The following is a 19,374-nucleotide window of genomic DNA, read 5'->3' on the forward strand; positions in this document are numbered from 1 at the left end:
ATCCTTCCGATGCAACCGGAAACGATATGACTAACAGTTAGAGTGTTTGCCAAATGTAAGGTGCGCTTAGGAACGGGCAAGATGCCCGTTCCACAAAGAAGGAGTTTTCTTGTGGGGTGGGCATCTTGCCCGCCCATAAAAGGGTTTATCGCCCGCTAGCTAAAGCCTCCCGCAATTTACGGCCCCGCGATTTGTCCCGAAGTTCGGGAGTCGCCATCCGCAACACAAAATCCAGCAACCAAGGCGCAATTCGGTGACACCAAACTGCTAGATGACTTTGCCATCCTACCAAGATTTCCGGCGCATCTTTGTGCAATCCCGCGACAAGTGCTAGGGCAACTTTTTCGGGAGTTGTGGGCACTACCCACCGGAATTGCTCCAAGTCTCGCACCATGTCGGTATCTGTTAGAGATGGCAGCAAAGCTGTGACTCGAACATTGTACTGAGTTAACTCGCTACGCAAAGCTTGGGTGAATCCCAAAATGGCAAATTTGGTAGCAGAATAAGTCGCCATTGTCGGAGCGGCAATTTTGCCCATTAAGCTGGAAACATTGACGATTGTTCCCTCTTTTTGAGTCGCCATTCGCCGAGCTATCAAGCGGGTAATTGTGTAGGTTCCGAGCAAATTTAAGGCGATTTCTTCCTCGATTAACGGCAGCGGGGAACGCAAGAAAGATGCTTGGTGCGCGACGCCTGCACAGTTGACTAGCAGGTGAATCGGGCCGCAATCTCGCCAAGCTTGGGCGATCGCAATATTCACCGCTACTGACTGAGTTAAATCCAAAGCTAACGGCACTACTTCTGTGCCCAAAACATCGATTTCCTCTGCCAGTTCAATTAATTGCTTGCGGTTGCGCGCCACAATCAACAAGCGTTTGACTCCTTGTCTCGCTAATTCCAGGGCGATCGATCGCCCAATTCCGCGCGAAGCTCCTGTAACAAGAGCTGTTTTTCCTTGAAGTTGCATAGATTAAACCTTTTGGTAGATGCTCACCGCGACACGGAGTTATGAGTTGTGAGTTGTGAATTATTAGTTATGAGTTGAATGTTTTGGCGGTAACAACTCATAATTCATAATTTTGGGAAAGGCTATCTTGTTTCGATAGACCTCATTTACTTGTGGGGTTAACTCAAAACTAAAAACTTTTGAATCGCTAACGTGCGCGTGAGCTGAACTAAACTTTTGGTTTGCCAGAAATCAGTTAATTATCTGGTCTTGTAACCTCATGCCAGCAGACAAAGCTGAGATGGGCAAACCTAGTCATAAATCCTGGCCAAGCGGGCTTTATTACCGCTTTTATTCAGTTCGCGGAGGCGGACTTTGCCTGTGTAGCCGCGAATAAACTGGCCGGAGATTGGTTATCAGCCGGGGCTTTCTTCAGTCGGCGGAGGCGGACTTTGCCTGCGTAGCCGCGAATTTATTCACCGGGGATATTCACCGCGAATTTGTCATTTACCGGGGTTGGAGAACCCCTCTTTCTTCACTCCGTGGAGGCGGATTTTGCCTGTGTAGCTGCGAATAAATTGGCCGGGAATATTCGCCGGGATGGGTTATTCGCCAGGGCTTAATTACCCCTCTTTTTTTAGTCCGCAGAGGCAGACGATATCCTGTGCAACCGCGACTTAAAATCGCCGGGGATTCGTGCGAATTGGCACAGGATAATTGAGCAATGCAGATTATCAATTCCACACCTCCTAGATATGAGAATTTCCTATCTACACACACCTTAACAACTTGACAGAGAAGCGGCAACAATTTTTAATAAATCTTCCGCAACACTTCTTTACAATTTTCTCATACTGCCGATTTCCAAGTGCCGTGAAAGCCCAAAGGTATGACACCGGGCAGTTCTAGCTTGCAAACAGGTTCGCGGGAAAGTCCGTCGCTGTCAAATATCCAGACTTCGCTGCTGTCAGAATTGCCGTCGTAAACAACTGTTACTATCCAACCTTTGTCCGACGAAATATCTGGAACGTAGATGGGCTCTGCGGGATAGCGATTTTCGCCCATGTCGGCAATTGTGAGATTGCGGCTTTGCGTGTCAAAACGGGCGATCGCGCCATAACGTTCCGGTACAATATCAACGTCAGGGCGATACATGGCCAGATAAATATATCGTGAGTCTTGCCCTATTTCTGAAGCAGGTACCGTCGGAAATTCGCAAGGTTGATCCAGCAATTCTTCGGCTGCTGTCACTTTTCCCGTCTGAGGATTGAGATGCACCCGCCACAGAGTCCCCTCCGCATCAGTGCGAGTTTCACCCGTCGCTACTTCTTTCAGCCGCTGATTAGTTTGAAAGTCAGGGAAGCGCACAAAATCAATCGCTACCGAACCATCTTCCTTGACAAAACCGTTAGCGAAATGCCACTGAAACCAAGAATCGGTTTCGCCGCGACTAACTAAAGATAGAGTTTCCGAGTCAATAACTAATATCTGAGTTCCTAACTCGGGTTTCCATTCAAAAGACTCGCTGTAACTGCTAATTCCCGCTAATACTGGCAAAAATTTTACTCGTACTGGGGGCACAAAAAATATTAGATACTTTCCAGCCAGAACAAAATCGTGGAGCATAGGAGCGCCATCTAAAGCAACAGTTGCTTTTTGCACAATTTTGCCTGTAGGATCGCTTTTATATAGATTCAACTTTGTACTGGCACCATGTGTAATTCCAAAGTTAAAAATATTGCCAGTAATCGGGTCGCGCTTGCAGTGAGCTGAATAAGAAGATCCTTTTTCTAAACTTCCTAAATCGTCCGTCCCCTGAGTTTCCAGAGTTTGCAAATCGAGGCTGTGAGGCCACCCGCCTTCCCACAAAGCTAAAAGGCGATCGGGCAAAGCTAAAACTGAAGTATTGGCAGCATTTTTAACAGATTTAGTCCACCGCAACCACGCAAGCCCCGGTGCTGTCATGCCATAATTACTGTAGAGAAATTTATCAGCTTTTTCCTCAGCTTGATATCCCGCTGTCTTCACGTAGCGATAAACAGCAGCAGCACCGACATCGGTAAAATGTACAGCCAAAATTGCACCATCGCCATCAAACCAGTGTCCCGCATTCATGCCACCGCGTTGCAAACGTGCGGGCCCGTTACGGTAGAGAGTGCCGCGCAATCCAGCGGGAATTTTACCGCTTTTAACGGATAACTGAGTCAGGGGAAATTCCGAAGCCGGACGAGCTAAAGCTTGAGCCCAGGATTTTTTAGCTGAGATATTAGTGTCTGTTTTCATTTGAAACTGGCAATTTTCAACTGATATTGCAGAAATTTTCCTTTACAATTATAGCAAAAATTATCTATAACAGTTCTCGCGTGAGCCATTCATCAATGAATTAACAATTCCTCAATCCCCCAATCTAAAATCTAAAATCTAAAATCTAAAATTTCAACCTGTACCTCACTTAATCGAACCAGGGTATAACACCTATGACTCTCCACCGCCGTGCTCTGCTCACAACTTTTGGCCTGACTGCTATTGGTACTCAGCTTTTGCCGTTAGCGAAGCCCTCGAAGAGGATCGCCCAAACCAACCTATCTCCCCAAAGTGCGATCGATAAGCCGCGCCGCCTGCAAATCGGCGACACAGTAGCTTTAATCAATCCTGCCGCTTTCAACTACAAAAAAGAAATCGAGGATTTTTTTAAAGTTATGGAAAAGCTGGGATTAAAAGTTAAATTGGGAGAGCATTTTTACGACCGCTACGGCTATTTAGCGGGCAAGGATGCCGATCGCGCCGCCGATGTCAACACAGCCTTTGCCGATGACTCAGTGCGAGCTATTTTTACCGGGATGGGCGGCTGGGGCTGTGCTCGGATATTGCCGCTCCTGGATTACAATATTATCGGCAACAATCCCAAAATTATTATGGGATTCAGCGATATTACTGCGCTGTTATTGGCGATTTATGCTAAAACTAATAGAGTTACTTTTCACGGCCCTTTAGGTGCGTCAACTTGGAGTCCCTTTACAGTGGATTACGTCAAAAAAGTTTTGTTTGACGGAGGTTCGGTGACGATGCAAAACTCCAAAAGCGTGCAAGTTCAAACAATCGGGCGCGGCACAGCTAAGGGAAAACTAATCGGCGGCAATTTATCAGTAATAGCAGCAATGGTGGGTTCTGCATATTTACCGCAGTGGGAAAACAGTATTTTGTTTGTCGAGGAAGTTGGCGAAGAAGTTTACCGCATCGATAGAATGTTGACGCAGCTCAAATTAGCCGGCATTCTTGATAAAATATCAGGTTTTATTTTCGGACAGTGTACAAAGTGCGAAGCTGAAAAACCGCAAGAGTCCCTAACCTTGCCTCAAGTCTTGTCCGACCACATTCGCCCTTTGAAGATTCCCGCGTGGTACGGTTCAATGGTGGGACACATCCGGGAACAGTTCACTTTGCCGATCGGTCAAGAAGTCGAAATCGACGCTGACTCTGGTACAATTAAATTGTTAGAATCCGCTGTCAGCTAAATCTTAAACTCTTCTGGATATTACCGAGGCAGAGCCTCCGGATCTGCGTTCCCCGGCAGAGGGGAACGAGAAATAAATTTAAACACAAAATCAGAAATATCGTGAAAAAAACGGCACAATTAATTAAACCCTTAACAGTAATAATTTTGACAATTCTTTGCCTGTTGCCGCTCAATGCCTGTGCAGCAGCAAGTCAAACCGCCAACAGCGACACCATTTACCAACAGCGAACAGTCCACAATCCAGACGGCATCGGCAAATTTTACATGGGTCGAGAAATTGCCCAAGTCATGGGATATCAAGGCGCTAGTTGGCTAGAAAGACCGTCTCGCGGCATGGAGGAAAAATCAGCTCGATTAGTCAACAATCTCGATTTAAAACCCACCGATATTGTAGCAGACATTGGAGCGGGAACGGGATATATTAGCTTTCGCATCGCTCCCTTAGTTCCAGAAGGAAAGGTTTTGGCAGTTGACGTGCAGCCGGAAATGATTAATTTTATTAAATTGAATAAACAAGAAAAAAATATCGCTAACGTTGAACCAGTTTTGGGAAGTATCGACAATCCGAATTTACCGGAAAACAGCGTAGATTTAGTTTTGATGGTCGATGCTTATCACGAATTTGCATATCCCAGAGAAATGATGCAAGGAATTGTGAAAGCACTCAAACCGGGAGGCCGCACAGTATCGATCGAGTATCGGGGCGAAAACCCGCTGATTCCCATTAAAGGTTTGCACAAAATGACGCAGAAGCAGGTGAAAAAAGAAATGGCCGCCGTCGGTTTAGTATGGAAAGAGACAAAAGATATGTTACCCCAGCAGCATTTGATGGTGTTTGAGAAACCATCTCAAATTTAGCAGCCAAACAGAGCGATTGTGTACCATTTTTACTCATTTTTGTCAAGGTACAAAAGACTTATTTTTGAGGTGCGCGGGCGCTCGGTCACACATACTAAGCCTTAAGTAACCCTTAAGATAGACATTTTACTAAAAATACCATTTACAATTAAAAATTGATAACCCAGAGGCGCTTCCTTCATTTTTCAAGCGAAGAAGTGTCGCTATTAAGAAGTACCAGCGTGAACATTCCAAGTTCCATCCTCACCATGCTCGCCGGCATCGTAGTGACTCTGATCAGTCTCTGGTACGGGCAGAATCACGGTTTACTACCGATCGCCGCCTCTGATGAAGCATCCGACATAGACGCACTTTTCAATACAATGATGACCATTTCCACTGGACTATTTATCATGGTCCAAGGAATTCTCATCGTTGCTGCAATTAAATATCGCCGCCGTCAAGGAGACAACACAGACGGGCCGCCTTGGCATGACAACTTTCCCTTAGAAATTCTTTGGACAGCCGTGCCGGCGGTGATTATTTTAGGAATCGGAGTCTACAGTTTTGAGATTTACAACTCAATGGGAGGCCTCGATCCGATGGGCAATCACGACCACGGCACCATGCAAGCGCACTCTAAAATGCGGGGAAGTGCGATCGCAGCAACACTCTCAGATACACCCCAAAACGCCCCTCAAATTCCGTCTCAAAAACTCGTTGCTTTAGGCGTAGGCGCTTCCCCAGAAAATGAAGACAAACCAGCAGACTTAGTTGTAAATGTCACAGGTTTGCAGTACGCCTGGATTTTTAGCTATCCAGAAAGCGGCGTTAGTTCTGGCGAACTGCATATGCCAGTCAACCGCGACGTACAGCTAAATATCTCCGCGCAAGACGTGCTGCACGCATTTTGGCTGCCGGAATTTCGCCTCAAACAAGATGCAATTCCCGGACGGCCGAGCGAACTGAGATTTACACCAACTAAAACCGGCGAATACCGGGTTGTTTGTGCTGAATTGTGCGGCGCTTATCACGGAGCGATGAAAGCTTTAGCAGTCGTTCACACGCCCGAAGAATTCGACGGTTGGCTGCAAAGCCAGCAAGTTGCTAGCAGTCAAAACTTAGAGCAAGCAGTTGCAGTCAATCCAGGGGAATTGTCAGACGGTGAATTTTTGGCTCCCTACGTCAGGGAAATAAAAATTAATTCCGAAACCCTAGAACAACTTCACCCAACTCATCACTAAAAATAGTCATTAGTTCCTGGCACTGGATCTTTGATTTTTAGCTAATAACTAATGACTAATAACTAATGACTAATAACTATGACACAAGCACAGTTCCAAGAAAGTGCAAACACTGAGGCTCGCGGAACAGCGCCCGCCGATAGACATTGGCGTGACTACTTCACTTTTAATACCGACCACAAAGTCATCGGTATTCAATACCTGGTAACAACATTTATTTTCTATCTCATCGGCGGCGTGATGGCAACTTTGGTGCGAACCGAGCTCGCCACCCCCGACGCCGATTTTGTCACCCCCGAACTCTACAACAGTTTATTTACTGTTCACGCCACGGTGATGATCTTCCTGTGGATCGTACCCGCCGGAGCCGGATTTGCTAACTTTTTGATCCCCTTAATGATTGGGGCAAAAGACATGGCATTTCCCAGGCTGAATGCCGTTGCCTTTTGGCTCATTCCCGTAGGCGGCGTGTTGCTGTTGAGCAGTTTTTTGGTAGGAGCTCCACAAGCGGGTTGGACTTCTTATCCGCCTTTGAGCTTAGTTACTGCTCAAGCGGGGGAAGAAATTTGGATTCTCAGCGTTTTGATTCTGGGAACTTCTTCGATTTTGGGGGCGGTGAATTTTGCCGTTACCATCTTTACGATGCGGGTTCCGAGCATGGGTCTCAATGATATGCCTTTGTTTTGCTGGGCGATGATTGCGACTTCAGCGCTGACTTTGATTGCTACTCCAGTGTTAGCCGCAGCTTTGATTTTGCTGTCGTTTGACTTGTTAGCGGGCACGGCATTTTTTAACCCGACCGGCAACGGCGATCCCATCGTCTACCAGCATTTATTCTGGTTTTATTCGCACCCGGCAGTTTACATTATGATTATGCCCTTTTTTGGGGTGATTTCAGAAGTTTTGCCGGTGCATTCCCGCAAGCCAATTTTTGGTTATTTGGCGATCGCATATTCCAGTCTCGCGATCAGCTTTTTGGGCTTAATCGTGTGGGCGCACCATATGTTTACCAGCGGTACTCCCGGCTGGCTGCGGATGTTTTTTATGATCACTACTATGATCATCGCCGTACCAACTGGGATTAAAATATTTAGCTGGTTGGCAACTATTTGGGGAGGCAAACTCCGCCTTGTCAGCGCCATGCTATTTGGGATGGGTTTTATCTCAACATTTGTCCTCGGCGGCATCACCGGGATCATGGTGGCTTCCGTACCTTTCGACATTCACGTTCACGACACTTATTTTGTCGTCGCTCACCTACACTACGTGCTGTTTGGCGGCTCAGTGTTTGGCATTTACGCTGCTTTTTACCACTGGTTCCCCAAAATGACGGGGCGGATGATTAATGAATTTTGGGGTAGAGTTCACTTTGTTTTAACCTATGTTGGCTTTACTGTAACTTTCCTGCCTATGCACGCTTTGGGGATGCAAGGAATGCCTCGGCGGGTGGCAATGTACGACCCGAAATTTACCACAATTAATGTCATTTGTACTGTCGGTGCTTATATGCTGGCAGTGTCTACAATCCCGTTTATCATTAATGTGATTTGGAGCTGGAGGTACGGCCCGAAAGCAGGTGACAATCCTTGGCAAGCTTTGAGTTTGGAATGGATGACGACTTCGCCGCCCCCCATCGAAAATTTTGAAGGAGTGCCGGTATTGGCAACGGGGCCTTACGATTACGGCATGGAAAAAATTCAGAATACAGGGGAACGTCTCAGGCTCAAGCTGAGGGAAAATGCCACCCGCAACACCCAGAAAACAGGTATTCCTATTGCGGAGGCTCAAGCTTCAACTTTCTTTGGCGGTACTGCAACTTTGGTCGCTCCTGAATCAGAGGTAAATGCTGATTCTCCTGCTGATGAAAGTCAAGATGGCGAATAGTTATTAGTTATTAGTCATCAGTCATTGGGCATTGTTGACTGTTGACTGTTAACTGTTAACTCTTAACTAATGACTGATGACTAATGCCAACTGCCCACTGCCAACTGACAACTGACAACTGACTTCTTCATTACCAATTTATTATGCAAATTCCAGCGATAGATCCGACAAAAACAGCCCTAAATTACCACCACGAGGGCGAAGTAGAAGCACACGGTGTCGAGCATCCCGACCACCGAATGTTAGGTGTAATTGTCTTCCTGTGCGCTGAAGGCATGATATTTTTCGGTATGTTTGCGGCGTATTTGATTTATCGGGCGATGGCCCCCGCGTGGCCCCCTGAAGGTACGCCCGATCGCGAGTTATTGCTGCCGGGAATCAATACGGTAATTCTGATTGCTAGCAGTTTTGTGATTCACAATGCGGATACTGCAATCAAAAAAAATGATGCTGCAGGAATGCGGAATTGGCTGCTCGTAACTATTGCTATGGGCGCAGTTTTCTTGTTCGGTCAGGTTTACGAATACGCTCATTTAGAGTTTGGCTTGACGACGAATTTGTATGCCAGTTGCTTTTACGTTTTGACTGCTTTTCACGGCTTGCACGTTACGTTGGGAGTGCTGCTGATGGTGGCGGTGGTGTGGCGATCGCGCGCGCAAGGCCATTATTCTAGCGAGCACCACTTCGGAATCGAAGCGACGGAGATTTACTGGCACTTTGTGGATGTGATTTGGATTGTTTTGTTTCTGTTACTGTATATTTTGTGATGCCAGAGGCTTTTTGGCCTCTGCCACAACAGATTTATATGACCCCCAAGTGGGGGTTTTTTTATTGTTTGGAGAGTGCGATCGACTTTCATTCACCCTCTCCAAGCCGATCGCGCTAAACTAAAAGTAGCAATTCTCCTATCCACCAGCATTGAGAAAATTATGCAGTGCGAATTGTGCGATCGACAAATGGAAGCATTAACCGCCCATCACCTCATCCCCAAACAAAACACCAAGCGGAAAAACGAAGATCCAAGCCCGACAATCGACATTTGCTCAGCCTGTCACCGCCAGATTCACTCTCTATTTGACAACAAACACCTCGCCCAAGAGCTCAACACCCTGGAAAAGCTCAAAAATGACCCGGAACTCCAGAAATTTGTCTCTTGGATTAAGAAACAAAAAACCGACAAACGCATTCAAGTACGCGGCAAAAAAGCTCGCTCGTAGGGCCAGAAATTAGGTATATACTCCTGGAGGCAATTACTGTCTGAGGCCCGGTTTCTTCATAAATTTTTCGTTCCCTAACCCAAAATTTTACAGAGAAACCCGGTTTGTTTGCGTAAATCCTAGTATAGTGATTTAGTTATTCGTAACAAGCTGCCAACAATTATCATGAACCTCACCTCCCTCGAACTCGCAAAAGACCGAGCCCGCATCTACAAAAACTACCTCCAAATGGAAATAGATGCCAAAGCTAACATAAACAAACTAGCTTTTTTAGACCGGGGCATTGAAAAATCTCCTTACCAACAACACATTAAAAACTATCCCGATTATCTCAAACAGAAACCCGACGGCTTAAAAGTAATTAGCTCTATTCCAGGCCCCAATAATCCCCTCAAACTTACCCCCTTTCCCAGCGTGGGAGAACTACCTCAAATTAACTCTCAAGCTTTAAATTTTTTGCACGCAGAAATTAAGGAAGCCTGCGTTTGCATTGGTACTTTTGTAGACGGCAAAATTCAGGCGCAGTGGCTGGGAAAAAACGCACTTACCAATGCTGAGCAGTGGAGTGCCACTAAAATTATCGCACTCCTTAATATCGTCAGTCAAATAAATAGCAAATATCCCGACTGCGATATTGACAACTGCGTTGTTAGAGATGGCAATGGGCAAAAACACGATTTTTTCTTTTACGACGTAGCAAAAGACATGATTAACTATGCCTCCCATATAGGAAGTTCAAACTCCTTAGCCGCGATGTTCAAACGCTTCGATACTCGTATAGGACTAGAGCAATGGCTGAAGAGCGCTACTGGCAATAATGACCTCATTTTTCGCGGCGATTACGGCGAAAATCCTTATCTCAACAACCCAAAAATATTCGATTACACCAAAAAACAAGTGCTTTTAAATGCCGCAGTAAACAGCACCAAACAAAAAAATTCCGTATCTGCTTATGACTTGACCAGGCTAATTTCCATGTTAGGATGGCACTTCCACATCGAACAGCGATCGCGCATGAAAGCATCTCAGTGGAACAGCTTAGAAAGCATTGTCAGAGCAATGGGATATGACACCGCTCGATATGTGGACGTAGCAATTAAAACTTTGGGGATGGATAGCCTTATCACTTCTCCAGTAATTATCTCAAAATTGGGTTACGGACTGAGCTCGATCAGGGGAACCCTAGAAACAGTTTATGTGGCTTTAGTGCGGTTTGTTGACGAGCGGCCGAAGGCGGCGGGAAAGCCGGCAAAACTCAGAACTTTAGCCATGAGTTTGCGGGCAGAAAAACCTGTAGGCGGTTCCAGCAGTGTCGATCGCTTGGCGATCGAACTCGACGCCAGATTTTGCGCCGAAGTCACGGAAATTCTCCGCCGGTTGTTTGCCGAAGAATTTTAAAGGCGGGCGATCGACTAATTAGAAAGTCGGTGAAACTTGCGGTAAAGCATCCTCTCCACCGGCTTTCCTCCCCGCAAATGTTGCTCAGTTATTGCCGCAACTTCTTCAGGGAAAACGCCATTGTACCAAACCTCTTCTGGCAGCACCAACACCATCGGCCCGTTGCCGCACTGTCCCAAACAACTGCTAGCAACAACTTCAACTTCTGAGGGCGACAATTTCTGAAAAGCTGCCAGTACCTTTGCTGAATTTTGCTTGCGACAAGTGCGGTTTTGGCAAACAAGAACTTGCCTAGAAGATTGGGTGATTTTCATATTTTTTACTTGACATTCTGCTGCATATATGCTATTTTTTTATCATGGGAATAGGTGCGCGCATATACGCCAAGATTTTATATAGACCCAGATTTTAAGGTGCGCCGCAGCGCACCCTACGGTTAATCTGGTGATAAACCTTTGGAAGCCAACCATTGTCGATCGAACAAACGCGACTGATACCGAGCCCCGCCGTCGCAGAGTACCGTAACAATCGTATGTCCAGGCCCCATTTGCTTTGCCAAAGCCACGGCCGCCGCCACATTAATCCCCACAGAACCGCCCATAAACAGCCCTTCTTTCCTCAGCAGTTGGTAAATCACGCGGACAGCTTCAGTATCATCAATTTGGATGGCGTCATCTACCGGGGCATTCTCCATATTTGCAGTCACGCGGGTGGTGCCAATTCCCTCAGTAATCGAACTACCTTCAGTCTTAATTTCCCCAGTTTTGAAATAACTGTAAAGCCCGCTGCCCATCGGGTCTGCCAAGACAATTCTAACAGCAGGATTTTTTTCTTTCAAAAACATTCCTACGCCCGCAAAAGTGCCGCCAGTACCAGTAGCTGTTACCCAAGCATCAATTTTCCCGTTTGTTTGTTCCCAAATTTCCGGGCCAGTTGTCTCGTAATGAGCTCGGCGATTGGCTAAATTGTCAAACTGATTTGCCCAGACTGCATTCTCCATTTCCGAAGCCAATCTTCCCGACAATTTGACATAATTATTCGGGTCTTTGTAAGGGACAGCGGGAACAGTGCGAACTTCAGCGCCCAAGGTTTTCAAAGCATCGATTTTTTCTTGAGATTGGTTATCGGGAATCACAATCAAACATTTGTAACCTTTAGCGTTGCAAATGTGTGCCAAACCGATGCCAGTATTGCCGGCAGTGCCTTCAACAACGGTGCCGCCCGGCTTCAGCAAGCCTTTTTCTTCTGCATCTTTGATGATGTATAAAGCAGCCCTATCTTTAACGGAACCACCGGGATTGAGAAACTCTGCTTTACCGAGAATTTCGCAGCCAGTTTCATCGCTGAAGCTGTTTAAGCGAATTAGTGGTGTGTTGCCGATTGTGCCTACAAAGCCGTTTTTAATATCCATATTTTTTGCGTGTTTGCATCCTATTATTAATTTTTACAATAACTTGATATTTATTGCTACCACTTTTACCAAATCTTGCTCATATTGAGTATGAATCCCGCCAAAACGGGGTCGCCGCTAACTGTAGCCGGATTCTCTAAACATTCCTCTGGCAAACCAGGACGGTAAATATAAACGCGGCGATTTTTGCGGTCAATTAACCAGCCTAACTGCACTCCTGGTTCTCTCATATATTCTTGCATTTTTTCTTGCAATGGCTTGAGATTGTCAGAAGCAGACCTCAGTTCTACTACAAAATCCGGGCAAATAGGTGCGAATTTATCTTGCTGTTCTTGAGATAAAGCATTCCACCGTTCCAGTTTAATCCACGAGGCATCTGGAGACTTGTCACCCATTGCAAGCTTAAATCCCGTACTGGAGTCAAAACAAATACCGGTTCCATCTTGGCGAGCCCAAATATACAACTCTCCAAAGACGCTACCGCTGCGATTTCCTGTTGTTCCACCAGTAGGGGGCATAATTAGCAATTCTCCCGATTTGTTGCGTTCAATGCGTAACTCACTATTGATTTGACAGAACTCGAAAAACTCGTCGTCTGTCATTTGCAATTTGGGCGGTATTCGCAACACAATTGTTGATGACAGCATTTTGCCTTTCCTCAAATCTAAAGTGTTTACACAAGATTGCACAATCTCTTTGTTTGTAGTCATGACTTTAGCCCTCAAAAATCATGATTAAGAACTAAAGTCCTGACTACAAACTGGTTTGACGCGCGGATTATAGAGGTAAGGTGTGCAGTACACACCTTACATATTTAGGTTCTGCGCCCAGGAATGTTAAACCTATTTATTCGGCTGAGGAGTCATCCGCAAATAAGGCTTAATCGGCGTATAACCTTTAGGAAATTTCTCTTCCAACTCTTTCGGGTCGGTAATCGAAGGTACAATTACGCAATCGTCGCCATCTTTCCAATCTACCGGAGTCGCAACGCTGTATTTGTCCGTAAGTTGCAAGGAATCAATTACTCGCAAAATTTCATTAAAATTGCGACCCGTGCTCGCCGGATAAGTAATGCTCAAACGCAATTTCTTTTCCGGGTCAATCACAAAAACTGTGCGGATTGTTAAGTTGTTCAGCGAGTTGGGATGGATCATGTCGTAAATGTCTGAGACTTTACGATCGCCATCTGCTAAAATCGGATAATTGAGGGTGACATTTTGCGTTTCCTCAATATCTTTAATCCAGCCCATGTGAGAATCCACATCATCGACGCTGAGGGCAATGGTTTTGACACCCCGCTTTTCAAATTCCGACTTTAGACGGGCCACTGCACCGAGTTCGGTGGTGCACACTGGAGTATAGTCTTTCGGGTGGGAAAACAACACGACCCAGCTATCGCCAGCCCAGTCGTAGAAATTGATTTCCCCTTCGGACGAAGCTTGGGTAAAGTTGGGAACTGTATCGCCTAATCGCAGAGTCATAACGGATTTCCTCTAATTTTATTTAAGGACTGTTCCTTATCATGCCATAATTGCCCGGTTTCTCGATCGAGCTGTAAAGGATTCTAAACTTTTTGGTCGATCGATCGGCAATTCCACTACTGTAATGTATGTGTGGCTTCTAACGCTAAATTTTCTTGCTATGCTTTACTTTCTGCTGAAGGCAATACAGCCTATTTTAGTCCCGCTGTGTTTTGTGTCCGCCTGGGGTTTAGTTTTTTTGCTTTTTTTGAGTGTCGGGCGTGCTGTCACCGACTCCCTGCGTCGAGCTCAGCGGATGCACCAAATCCCTTGTGCTAACTGCGTATTTTTCACCGGCGACTACCACCTCAAGTGTCCCGTTCAGCCTACTATAGCTTTATCTGAAGATGCGATCGACTGTCCTGATTATCGAGGGCATTCGGGAATTTACGGTTAAAAAATCCGACCGCCGCTTTACATATTTCTTAACATCTCTGGCTCTTTCAATTAAACTTAAGTTGTGGTAAAGAGATTTTCAGGAGAGGGGAAAGAATGCTAATTCAAAAGCTAAATGCCTGCGATGAGTTTATTGCTGGCGACGGTACTCAACTGCGAGAATTGCTGCATCCCGACAAACAAGCTGTGGATTTGCGTTACAGTTTAGCCCACGCCGCTTTGCCACCGGGACAAACTTCTGCGCTGCACTCCCTGACAACTTCTGAAGTTTATTACATCCTCAGCGGCGTTGGAGAAATGCACATTGACGACGAAAATCAATTCGTGGAAGCCGGAGATGCAGTTTACATTCCGCCAAACGCCAAGCAGTTTATTTACAACTGTGGCACCGAGCCGCTAATATTTATTTGTATCGTCGATCCCGCGTGGCGAAAGGAAGACGAGACAATTTTCCAGTAATTTTCTAGTTTTTCTCATTTTAGTCTCGTTACCCGGCTCTGCGCGGTAACGCCTATCTAGAGGCTCTGCCTCTAGTGAAAAAAACATCACAAACCGAAAATCTGTTTTAACAACAACAGCACCCAGCCATATGTACCGAGTGATTTCCTCTTTTTTCAACTTCGATGTGGAGTTGCAATAATCCTCGGATTCAGTTGCATTGCTCCCCTCTAATTAGTTGAGGAAGTGTCAGCTTTGTTGGTGGGTGCTGCTATTGGTTTTTAATGAGACAGATGTGAGATTAAACAGCGTTTTTACTCCTTAGATTCTATTGTGAACTTCGCTGTGGTATCTAGAGGTTGTATCTGTCAGAGAAGCTTTTTGTTCGCTTCATATTATTAATTTATCACCTTCTTCTAGAAGCGCAAGTACCTGCAACTAAACTTTACATTTTTAGAAGTAACTGCGGATAATTATGAAGTTAAATTAAGCATTGAGCTTTCTAGCTGCTCAGCTAAAATAGTAGAGTTCGGCTGTGCTTGCTGCTGCGAGAAACGGCATAATATTTGTATGAAAACAACCAAAGTCATCAAACTGTGCGCCTTATCGATCGGCATCTTCCTGCTGTGCAGCAGTGTAGTGACAGCGCAAACGACGGCGAACCCTCAACCTGGGCAAACTTACACTAACCAAGAGATTCTACAACAGTTGGTAAAGGCGAAAGTCGTGTATCTGGGAGAAACCCATGATAGCGCGGAAGACCACCAAGCTCAACTAAAGATTATCCGAGAAATGCAGCGGCAAAATCGAAAAATTGCGATCGCGATGGAAATGTTTCAGCGTCCCTTTCAAAGTGCGATCGACAACTACTTAGCAGGTAAACTGACTGAACAGCAATTAGTCGAGCAAACAGAGTACGATCGCAGATGGCGCTTTCCCTGGGAATCTTACGCCCCCATTTTGCGGTTTGCCAAAGAAAATCAACTACCCGTCCTCGCCTTAAATACACCATCCGAAGTAACGAGAAAAGTTGCCAGTCAAGGTTTAGAAAGCCTCACAGCAGAGGAAAAAAAGCACATTCCGCCAATATCCGAAATTCGCACCGACAACGCCGAATACCGGCAACTGCTGCTAGAAGTTTACCAGCAACACCAAAAGGCTGAACAGGGAAATAGTACGGGTTTTGAAAGATTCTTGCAAGCCCAAGTTTTGTGGGACGAAACTATGGCGGAAAAAATCGCCCAATTTGTAAAAGCAAACCCCGACTATCAAGTTGTGGTGTTGGCGGGGAAAGGACACATTATTTACGGTTACGGCATTCCCAGTCGCGTCGAGAGGCGTTTGGGAGTCGGGAATGTAAAAGCGCGATCGGTTTTATTAAATTCCAGTGACAATCCTGCTTTATCGGCAGATAAACCCATTGCTGACTTTGTTTGGAATCACTCGCAATAGTACAATTATACGCGGAAGCAATAATCAGGAAAAAATCAATGACAAACAGACCAAAAATACTTGCATTTGCCGGAAGCACCCGCGAAGGATCATATAACAAACTGCTGGTAAAAGTTGCGGCTGCTGGGGCTACGGCGGCGGGTGCAGAAGTTACTTATGTAGATTTGCGCGATTTGCCGATGCCGCTATTTGATGAAGATTTGGAAGCAAAAGAGGGAATGCCAGAAAATGCCCGCAAATTGAAGGAATTGATGGTAGGGCATGACGGGTTTTTGATAGCTTCCCCTGAATATAACAGTTCAATTACGCCTGTGTTGAAAAATGCGATCGATTGGGTATCGCGCCCAGCACCGGGTGAAGCGGGATTGGTGGCATTTACTGGCAAAGTAGCGGTAATTATGAGTGCTTCCCCAGGGGGAATGGGCGGTTTGCGGGGATTAGTGCATTTGCGATCGATCCTGGGGAATATTAACGTATTGGTACTCCCCGATCAGAAAGCAATTCCCCAAGCTTTTGAAGCATTTAATGCTGACGGTACGATGAAAGATCCCAAACAGCAGGACGCTGTTGAGAATCTCGGTGCTAAGTTGTCTAATGTGCTGTCGAAATTAATCGCATGAGGCAATAAATTCATTTTGGAGTTGGGACACAGCAATGTTGTGTCCCCATCCCAGCATTTGTTATTTCGCTGGCTGCATCAAGTGCGATCGCCTCACAAAATTGCTACGATCGTAGTTGATTGCCTGTTATACTCAACCCCAAATTAACATGACATTCACCGGAGATCTCGACTCAGCACCTGCTTTGCCGACAGCAGCAGAAGCAGCGGTTGCCAAAACCAGTAGCCGCGCTTTAGAATCGCACTTGCAAAATCATCCGTCTGGCGAATCCCTCAAATTGATATTAAACGAAAAAGAGGGAGAAACAATTGACATACCGGCCGCAGCGTTACCCCTGCTGTTAGCAATTTTGCAACAGACAAGCAGTGGCAATACTGTCAAGTTAACTCCCATTACTAAAGAACTTCATATTTATCAAGCAGCCGACATCCTGGGAGTTTCAGATAAATATATGCGGGAGTTGCTGGAGGCGGGAAAAATCCCTTACAAGACAGTCAGGAACAGTCGCCGGATACGTTACGAAGATTTAATAGCCTATAAGAAACAAAGTTACGAAGAAAGCAGTAAAATTATGGATATGCTTGTAGCTGAATCAGAAGCACTGGGTTTCTACCATTAAAGCATGGCAATTTTAACTGTTATTTACGATGCTAATGTTTTGTATTCGGCATCTCTTCGTGACTTGTTTGTACAGTTGGCAACTACCGACATAGTTGAGGCACGTTGGACTGAAGAAATTCACGACGAGTGGATAAGAAATGTACTTATAAACCGTCCTGATATAAGATTTGAACAGCTTGCCAGAACCAAAAAATTAATGAATGCAAGTGTTGAAAATTCTTTGGTGCAAGGCTATGAGACAATTATAAAAGAGTTAGAACTACCCGATCCGGGAGATCGCCATGTCCTCGCTGCTGCAATTCACTCTCGTTCTAAGTTTATTATTACTTTCAATCTCAGGGATTTTCCTGAAGAAACTCTTGCACCTTACGACATTTTAGCGCAGCATCGAGATGATTTTATTTTAGACTTGCTTGACCTCAACTGGCAAACAGTATGCAAAGCCGCCGAGAAACAAAGAATCAGGCTCAAGAATCCGCCAAAAACGCCTGACGACTATTTACAAACGCTGGTAGAATTGGGACTGCCGCTGTCAGCAAATCGGATGCGAGAATTGTGCTATCGAGATTAGTGCGATCGCAAACCGCAGACTTTTCCGAGTTTCTTCCAAAGTTTATTCTTGTATCTTCCCACAGGCTAACTCTTCGACATAGCCAATATACCACTCATCTACTTTTTCCCACACCGCAGTAAATCTATTTATTCTTGTGCCTCTACTTGAAAACGGGTATAATTTTATTTCTCAGATATAATAGCGAGTTTAAAACTTACCACAAATTGTACGAAACCGCATCACCCGATCGACGTAAAATAAAACCACCCGATCGCAGATTGGCAGAAACAGACAAGGGTAGGCATACTTGAACCATCGGTCATCGGTCGGTATATTTCTTCCAAACAGCACGGCAGGCGTGGGAGACTCCTCCGTCACGCCTGCCCTGCAGTTTTATTTAATAATTGTTCGATTTCCTACAGGATAGCTTCGCTCGCGCGTAAATTACCCCATTTTTTTCTTCTTCCAAGCCTCCACAAACGGCAAAAACACGGACACCAACTCCTGCCGATTCATTACCAAAGTCGGATAAGAAATCCTGCCGTAATTCTTCCCCACTTCCAGCGGAAAAATAGCCGGGGATTCCAGCGGCAACCAAACCGCACCAGCAGCCTTCACAATTACCCAACTCCCCGCAATATCCCAAATTTTGGGAGTCGCTTCCACCCCTCCCATAGCCACACCCGAAGCCACAGTCAAAAAATTGTAACTAGCCATGCCCAACATCCGAACTTTACTCGGAAGATGAGGCCCGATTCCCACACTCCGCGAACACAAATTAAAAAAATGATTGCCGCTCATTTTATCAGCAGTCGGCCGAATTTTCTGCCCGTTTAAAAAAGCACCTTGAGGCATATTGTCAAACACGCCGCCTGCAAAATCAGGTGCATAAAAACCGTGAAAAGACTGAATAATTGGCGGCAAATGCACGCAGCCAAAAACCGGAGTTCCGCGATACAACAAACCCAAAGAAATACCCCAAATCGGAACTCCCCTAGCAAAATTAGTGGTAGCATCCAAAGGATCGACAACCCAACACCATTCAGTATCTGGGAAAACGTGTTCGCCCTCCTCACTTAAAATCCCGTGACTAGGAAAAGCAGATGCGATCGCACTTCTAATTTCTGCATCCGCCCAATTATCGGATTTCGTCACCAAACTCCCGTCATCCTTTTCATCCGCTTGCGCGGAACCGAAATCTTGCAACAACTGCTGTCCGACTCTCTCGACAGTAACCCGTGCAAAACTTAAAATAGAATCCCAAAAATTAGTCATTAGTTATTCGTTATTAGTTATTGGTTATTGATTATGGGAACTAAC

Annotated in this window: 20 protein-coding genes; 13 read left to right on the top strand and 7 right to left on the bottom strand. The window is 45.6% G+C overall.

The window, feature by feature from the left end:
* Positions 1–145 precede the first annotated feature (145 nt).
* Both NDI35_RS19905 and NDI35_RS19910 read right to left on the bottom strand, forming a co-directional pair.
* Positions 146–967, bottom strand: coding sequence for an SDR family NAD(P)-dependent oxidoreductase (locus NDI35_RS19905; RefSeq protein ID WP_333098608.1), 822 nt, complete (start codon positions 965–967; stop codon positions 146–148).
* 828 nt (positions 968–1,795) lie between these two features.
* On the bottom strand, positions 1,796–3,229 hold the full coding sequence (locus NDI35_RS19910; protein WP_445314241.1) for a carotenoid oxygenase family protein: 1,434 nt from the start codon (positions 3,227–3,229) through the stop codon (positions 1,796–1,798).
* A gap of 194 nt (positions 3,230–3,423) precedes the next feature.
* On the opposite strand from NDI35_RS19910, the gene NDI35_RS19915 reads away from it, so the two are divergent.
* From NDI35_RS19915 to NDI35_RS19945, 7 genes are all read left to right on the top strand, one after another.
* Entirely contained in the window at positions 3,424–4,461 is a 1,038-nt protein-coding gene (locus tag NDI35_RS19915; RefSeq protein ID WP_445314242.1) for a S66 peptidase family protein, read from the top strand.
* 101 nt (positions 4,462–4,562) lie between these two features.
* Positions 4,563–5,321 (top strand): class I SAM-dependent methyltransferase, encoded by a 759-nt coding sequence (locus NDI35_RS19920; RefSeq protein WP_445314243.1) that lies wholly within the window; start codon positions 4,563–4,565, stop codon positions 5,319–5,321.
* Between the two features lie 221 nt (positions 5,322–5,542).
* Positions 5,543–6,544 (top strand): cytochrome c oxidase subunit II, encoded by a 1,002-nt coding sequence (locus NDI35_RS19925; RefSeq protein WP_445314244.1) that lies wholly within the window; start codon positions 5,543–5,545, stop codon positions 6,542–6,544.
* 78 nt (positions 6,545–6,622) lie between these two features.
* Positions 6,623–8,428 carry a cytochrome c oxidase subunit I gene (gene ctaD / locus NDI35_RS19930; RefSeq protein ID WP_445314245.1) on the top strand — a complete coding sequence of 602 codons (1,806 nt, stop codon included), beginning with the start codon at positions 6,623–6,625 and terminating at the stop codon, positions 8,426–8,428.
* Between the two features lie 143 nt (positions 8,429–8,571).
* On the top strand, positions 8,572–9,195 hold the full coding sequence (locus tag NDI35_RS19935; RefSeq protein ID WP_445314246.1) for a cytochrome c oxidase subunit 3: 624 nt from the start codon (positions 8,572–8,574) through the stop codon (positions 9,193–9,195).
* Positions 9,196–9,270: 75 nt separating this feature from the next.
* On the top strand, positions 9,271–9,645 hold the full coding sequence (locus NDI35_RS19940; RefSeq protein WP_445314247.1) for an HNH endonuclease: 375 nt from the start codon (positions 9,271–9,273) through the stop codon (positions 9,643–9,645).
* A 165-nt stretch (positions 9,646–9,810) separates the two neighbouring features.
* Complete coding sequence (locus NDI35_RS19945) at positions 9,811–11,043, top strand: hypothetical protein (RefSeq protein WP_445314248.1); 1,233 nt, start codon at positions 9,811–9,813, stop codon at positions 11,041–11,043.
* A 14-nt stretch (positions 11,044–11,057) separates the two neighbouring features.
* On the opposite strand, the gene NDI35_RS19950 is transcribed toward NDI35_RS19945, so the two are convergent.
* From NDI35_RS19950 to NDI35_RS19965, 4 genes are all read right to left on the bottom strand, one after another.
* A complete protein-coding gene (locus NDI35_RS19950) occupies positions 11,058–11,357 on the bottom strand; it encodes a (2Fe-2S) ferredoxin domain-containing protein (protein WP_445314249.1) in 300 nt (99 codons plus the stop codon).
* Between the two features lie 122 nt (positions 11,358–11,479).
* The gene (locus NDI35_RS19955) at positions 11,480–12,454 is read right to left on the bottom strand and encodes a cysteine synthase A (protein ID WP_333430142.1); all 975 of its coding nucleotides are present in this window, start codon (positions 12,452–12,454) and stop codon (positions 11,480–11,482) included.
* Between the two features lie 65 nt (positions 12,455–12,519).
* Positions 12,520–13,101, bottom strand: a complete 582-nt coding sequence (locus NDI35_RS19960) for a Uma2 family endonuclease (RefSeq protein WP_445314290.1) — start codon at positions 13,099–13,101, stop codon at positions 12,520–12,522.
* Between the two features lie 195 nt (positions 13,102–13,296).
* Positions 13,297–13,935: a peroxiredoxin gene (locus NDI35_RS19965; protein ID WP_006632618.1), complete on the bottom strand. Its 639-nt coding sequence runs from the start codon at positions 13,933–13,935 to the stop codon at positions 13,297–13,299.
* Between the two features lie 160 nt (positions 13,936–14,095).
* Between NDI35_RS19965 and NDI35_RS19970 the strand changes: the two genes are divergently transcribed.
* The 6 genes from NDI35_RS19970 to NDI35_RS19995 all read left to right on the top strand — a co-directional run bounded on the left by NDI35_RS19970 (position 14,096) and on the right by NDI35_RS19995 (position 18,072).
* Entirely contained in the window at positions 14,096–14,371 is a 276-nt protein-coding gene (locus tag NDI35_RS19970) for a hypothetical protein (protein WP_333173128.1), read from the top strand.
* Between the two features lie 95 nt (positions 14,372–14,466).
* Positions 14,467–14,829: a cupin domain-containing protein gene (locus tag NDI35_RS19975; RefSeq protein WP_333163759.1), complete on the top strand. Its 363-nt coding sequence runs from the start codon at positions 14,467–14,469 to the stop codon at positions 14,827–14,829.
* A gap of 549 nt (positions 14,830–15,378) precedes the next feature.
* Positions 15,379–16,260, top strand: a complete 882-nt coding sequence (locus NDI35_RS19980) for a ChaN family lipoprotein (RefSeq protein ID WP_445314250.1) — start codon at positions 15,379–15,381, stop codon at positions 16,258–16,260.
* Positions 16,261–16,298: 38 nt separating this feature from the next.
* Entirely contained in the window at positions 16,299–16,880 is a 582-nt protein-coding gene (locus NDI35_RS19985; RefSeq protein WP_445314251.1) for an NADPH-dependent FMN reductase, read from the top strand.
* A 148-nt stretch (positions 16,881–17,028) separates the two neighbouring features.
* The gene (locus tag NDI35_RS19990; RefSeq protein WP_445314252.1) at positions 17,029–17,499 is read left to right on the top strand and encodes a helix-turn-helix domain-containing protein; all 471 of its coding nucleotides are present in this window, start codon (positions 17,029–17,031) and stop codon (positions 17,497–17,499) included.
* A 3-nt stretch (positions 17,500–17,502) separates the two neighbouring features.
* Positions 17,503–18,072 (top strand): VapC50 family PIN domain-containing toxin, encoded by a 570-nt coding sequence (locus NDI35_RS19995; protein ID WP_445314253.1) that lies wholly within the window; start codon positions 17,503–17,505, stop codon positions 18,070–18,072.
* Between the two features lie 426 nt (positions 18,073–18,498).
* On the opposite strand, the gene NDI35_RS20000 is transcribed toward NDI35_RS19995, so the two are convergent.
* Positions 18,499–19,329: an inositol monophosphatase family protein gene (locus NDI35_RS20000; RefSeq protein WP_445314254.1), complete on the bottom strand. Its 831-nt coding sequence runs from the start codon at positions 19,327–19,329 to the stop codon at positions 18,499–18,501.
* Between the last annotated feature and the right edge of the window lie 45 nt (positions 19,330–19,374).

Origin of the sequence: Microcoleus vaginatus FACHB-2002, from assembly GCF_040004035.1 — a bacterium.
Classification (GTDB): domain Bacteria; phylum Cyanobacteriota; class Cyanobacteriia; order Cyanobacteriales; family Microcoleaceae; genus Microcoleus; species Microcoleus vaginatus_C.